Source organism: Lancefieldella parvula (assembly GCF_963530955.1).
Lineage (GTDB): Bacteria > Actinomycetota > Coriobacteriia > Coriobacteriales > Atopobiaceae > Lancefieldella > Lancefieldella parvula_A.
This window is the reverse complement of sequence record NZ_CAUSFQ010000106.1, coordinates 1-4,015: the sequence shown is the minus strand read 5'-3', so window position 1 is coordinate 4,015 and position 4,015 is coordinate 1. Positions and strand designations below refer to the sequence as shown.

4 protein-coding genes and 1 pseudogene are annotated in these 4,015 nt (G+C 46.3%); 2 read left to right on the top strand and 3 right to left on the bottom strand.

Annotated features, from left to right (window positions below; all coding sequences use genetic code 11):
* Positions 1–88: 88 nt before the first annotated feature.
* Positions 89–541 (top strand): Rrf2 family transcriptional regulator, encoded by a 453-nt coding sequence (locus RWJ43_RS06270; RefSeq protein WP_314009024.1) that lies wholly within the window; start codon positions 89–91, stop codon positions 539–541.
* A gap of 17 nt (positions 542–558) precedes the next feature.
* On the opposite strand, the gene RWJ43_RS06265 is transcribed toward RWJ43_RS06270, so the two are convergent.
* From RWJ43_RS06265 to fba, 3 genes are all read right to left on the bottom strand, one after another.
* On the bottom strand, positions 559–702 hold the full coding sequence (locus RWJ43_RS06265; protein WP_314009022.1) for a hypothetical protein: 144 nt from the start codon (positions 700–702) through the stop codon (positions 559–561).
* Positions 703–860: 158 nt separating this feature from the next.
* Positions 861–1,904 carry a hypothetical protein gene (locus RWJ43_RS06260; RefSeq protein ID WP_314009020.1) on the bottom strand — a complete coding sequence of 348 codons (1,044 nt, stop codon included), beginning with the start codon at positions 1,902–1,904 and terminating at the stop codon, positions 861–863.
* A gap of 624 nt (positions 1,905–2,528) precedes the next feature.
* Entirely contained in the window at positions 2,529–3,401 is an 873-nt protein-coding gene (gene fba / locus RWJ43_RS06255; protein WP_035432865.1) for a class II fructose-1,6-bisphosphate aldolase, read from the bottom strand.
* A 265-nt stretch (positions 3,402–3,666) separates the two neighbouring features.
* On the opposite strand from fba, the pseudogene RWJ43_RS06250 reads away from it, so the two are divergent.
* Positions 3,667–4,015: pseudogene (locus RWJ43_RS06250) on the top strand (hypothetical protein); the annotation flags it as partial.

Below are 4,015 nucleotides of genomic sequence, written 5' to 3'. Positions count from 1 at the left end.
CCGAGAGTAATCGCGCCGAGGACGGCGCCGAGAGCAAGCACGCCGAGGATGGCACCGAGAGCAAGCGCGCCGAGGACGGCGAGTAGCCGTGGCCGGAATGTTCTCTACAAAGGGAATGTACGCACTCCGCGCAATGGCTGACCTGGCCGTTCACGAGGGATGGGTCTCGCTGGGCGACGTTTCCGAGCGCCAGAACATCTCGCGCAAGTACCTTGAGCAGGTCATTGCCCTGATGCACAAGGCTGGATACGTCGAGAGTCTGCGCGGAAAGGGCGGCGGCTATCGCCTCGCACGCAAGCCCGAGGACTACACGCTGGGTGAGATTCTTCGTGCAGCCGAAGGAAATCTTGCGCCCGCTAGCTGCTTGAACTGCACAAACACCACCCTCTGTCCCCAGATGGAGTCCTGCACCACCATCAACATTTGGCGCGACCTTGGCCGCATGACCTCCAGTTTCCTGGACAGCAAGACGCTCGCAGACATCGCCCGCAACGAAGGCAACATGCACGTCTCCCCCGCCGACAACCCTACCGCTGAGTAAGCGTTTAAGCTGCGGTTTTATTGTCGTGTGCGGTGGGGCTTCATGACAAGAGGGCTCTGAAGTGCACCGGGTTTCTCGCGAGAAAGACGCACCAGGAGTGCGGCGAGCGTGAGCCTGAAAATCACATCATGTCTGAACGATTTGCCGGATTCTCTTACCATGTCTGAGTGATTTGCCGGTTTTTCTCACCAAGTCTGAGCGATTTTACTCAGACTTGGTAAGTTATTCAGGCTCTGATTTCCTAGGGCTTGATCGATTTCCTAGGGCTTGAACGATTTCCTAGGCTTGAAGAATTTATCGTAGATTCAAGTTAGTATTTCTAAATCTTTTCTAACTCTTTCCACAATTTAATTCTTTTCTCTCTTTCAATTTGCCTTTGTTTTGAAGATGTATGTCTTCTTGGTAGATTTAGCCTAGAGCGAATGACCGTAAATAGATTATCCATAAAAACGATATCGTCATATTCATTTTTGCTAATTACAAACTCTTCTATACCAGCAGCTAAAAGTTCGTTATTTCGTTTGTAGTCCCTGTCTGCGGCATCAATCGATTCATGAACAGATCCGTTATATTCAAGTGCTACATTTTGAGTACCTCGTGCATTTGATACACCGCTGGATAGAAGTAGATTGATTGCACGATTTTTCTTTTGAGATTTGATACCTGACATATTTTGTATCTCAAATTCTTTGTTTAACTCAACGCATGGAATAGCATATCCACCTTTATACACTGGCAATAAAGCTCGAAGTGCCAGTTTAACCTCCATCGGCGAAGCTGCATTTTCAACAGACAAATCTGCCGCAGCCTTTACTTTTCTAAAAGATCTAACACCTTTCTTTTTGGTGAGATATGCAAGTAATTCTGACTTTTTAAAAAGAGGCGTATACCAATTTGACTGCAATTCTCCTGTTGACGCATCAATAACAAAACGTCCTTGGAATTCTGAAATGAGGAGTACTAGTTCAAACAGGCTCAATTTAGAAGCCATTTGAAACAGCAATTCAAATGGAGATGAAATTAAAACTGAAGAACTGTTTATATTCAGTTTTATCACAGAACCAAACGAAGCACAGGTATCCACATGAAAATGAATTCCCTCATAAACACAAGAATTCTTTTTATTACTCACAGTAATTTCGACTGGATTTTTAAGTTCAATACCATAATCTACTAGCAACTCGGCATTAATAGCTCTAACCAAATCGCGATAAGGAATATCATCTTTGGCCAGTAATTGTCTAGCATCTAAATTGAACTTATTCAGATACTCATTAAATCCATGAGTTAAGAGTTCGTGTCTCCGTGTTCGCAAAGCACGATAAATTTGTAGAGCAGATGTATGTGAAAGGTAATATTCCATATGGGAATAGTATTTCTAAAAGTCAAATAAGCAAAACAACAAAAAACCTACGAATATTTGATTAATACCTTATTTCCGCAGATAGATTAAAAACACCTTAAAATATCATCTTATAAAAGTCCTGCTACAAAGATTAGACCGCTAAATAAATGTATTTTCTCAATTTCGTGACAAATAAGTGACAAAATTAGAATTCCATATTTAAATGAGTATTCTTCTCCATACTGCATGACGCAAATGAGTATTACACGTTAATTGACGCTAGTCCGAAATGCGAACTTGACCAAGCGGCTTGCGCACTTCTCTTTCATGAAACTGAGCCTGAAATGTTTAACAAGTCTGAACAAAATCACTCAGATAAGGCGAGAAAAACAGGCAAATTACTCAGACATGGTGAGAAAATCCGGCAAATCGTTCAGACTTGGCGAGAAATTCAGGCTCACATCAAACACATCACCCGCCCCTCGCGAGAAGAACGTGCTGGGCGCATGTCTTTCGCACATGCCAGCCCAAACAAAAAAACGGACCTGGAGAAAATCCAGGTCCGTCGCTTTAACTAGCTGCGAGCGTGCGTCGCATCATCGCATCAACGTGCCAACGCCCGCGCTCAGCGCATGCCGAAGGTTAGTTCCAAGCCTTACCGTCGGAACCAAACTCGCGGATGAGCTCCTTGGTGCGCTCAACGATTGCCTCACGACCAGGCTTTAGGAGCTTACGAGGATCGTAGCCCTTGCCGTTGTCAACAAGGCCAGCCTCAACGTACTTCTTGGTTGCCTCAGCAAAGACAAGCTGAAGATCGGTGTTGACATTGATCTTGGAAATGCCCATAGAGATAGCCTTCTGAACCTGCTCTACAGGAATGCCGGTGCCACCGTGAAGAACAAGTGGAAGATCGCCAACGCGCTCCTTGATAGCCTTGAGCTGGTCGAAGGAGAGGCCCTCCCAGTTAGCTGGATAGATACCATGAATGTTGCCGATGCCGCATGCAAGGAAGTCAACGCCCAGGTCAGCAATCTTTGCGCACTGCTCAGGATCAGCAAGCTCGCCCTTAGCGGTAACGCCGTCCTCGGTGCCGCCGATGCCGCCGACCTCAGCCTCAACAGAAATACCCTTTGCGTGAGCTGCCTTTACGACCTCTTCGGTGCGCTTAAGGTTGGTCTCAAAATCAGGCTCGTGAGAACCATCGTACATAATGGAAGTAAATCCAGCCTCGATGCACTTGAATGCATCCTCGTATGAACCGTGGTCAAGGTGAAGAGCAACTGGAACAGTGATGTTCTTGTCCTCAACAAGACGACGAACCATGTCTGCAACAACGCGGTAGCTTACCTGCCACTTTGCTGCGCCGCTGGTGCACTGAATGATGACAGGAGACTGAAGCTCTTCTGCTGCATCAAGGATTGCTGCGGTCCACTCAAGGTTGTTCTCGTTGAATGCGCCGATGCCATAGTGGCCCTTCTCGGCACTCTGGAGCATGGCTTTTGCGCTTACAAGCATGCTAAACCTCCGTTTGACGGAAAACTGATACATATAAATGATACCTTGTTTCATCACCTTTGATACGGTCGTTTTTAACAAATACATGGCGAGAAACACGCGCATAAGAAAATCGCTTAGTTACTCACAGAACTTCTCGCCATTTCCGACACTGAAGTTGTATGTTGGATGAAACTTACTGCCCTCTGATGTTGCGATTTAGCGACGAAACATTACATCTTCACAAAAATGAGGTAGGCTATCAGTTCGAAGAAAGGAGCATCTTGTGAGCTATAAGCACTTTGATGCAGACAAAACTCGATTAGCTTCGCCTGCTCAGCCTACAGATGAGGCAACAAACGAGAAGCCCAGCCTTCTTAAGGACGTCTCAATTACCCAAATTTTGGCAACATCGCTTGCCGCGGTGACTGCGTTTGTACTGTCAAACCAGATTGGTATTGCAGGCTCGATTATCGGCGTGGCCGTTGGTGCCGCCGCCTCGGCGCTTGCTTCGCAGATTTACCAGAACGTTATCAGGCGCTCCACGCATAAATTCCGCGCTGGCGACAAAGATGAATATAACCAGCAGGCATATCCAAACAGCAGCCAAACAACGCTTGAAGGCAAACAATATA

Coding starts and splice junctions, on each gene's coding strand:
- RWJ43_RS06260 (WP_314009020.1), bottom strand. CDS start 1,904: ATGGAATATTACCTTTCACATACATCTGCTCTACAAATTTATCGTGCT.
- RWJ43_RS06265 (WP_314009022.1), bottom strand. CDS start 702: ATGGTAAGAGAATCCGGCAAATCGTTCAGACATGATGTGATTTTCAGG.
- fba (WP_035432865.1), bottom strand. CDS start 3,401: ATGCTTGTAAGCGCAAAAGCCATGCTCCAGAGTGCCGAGAAGGGCCAC.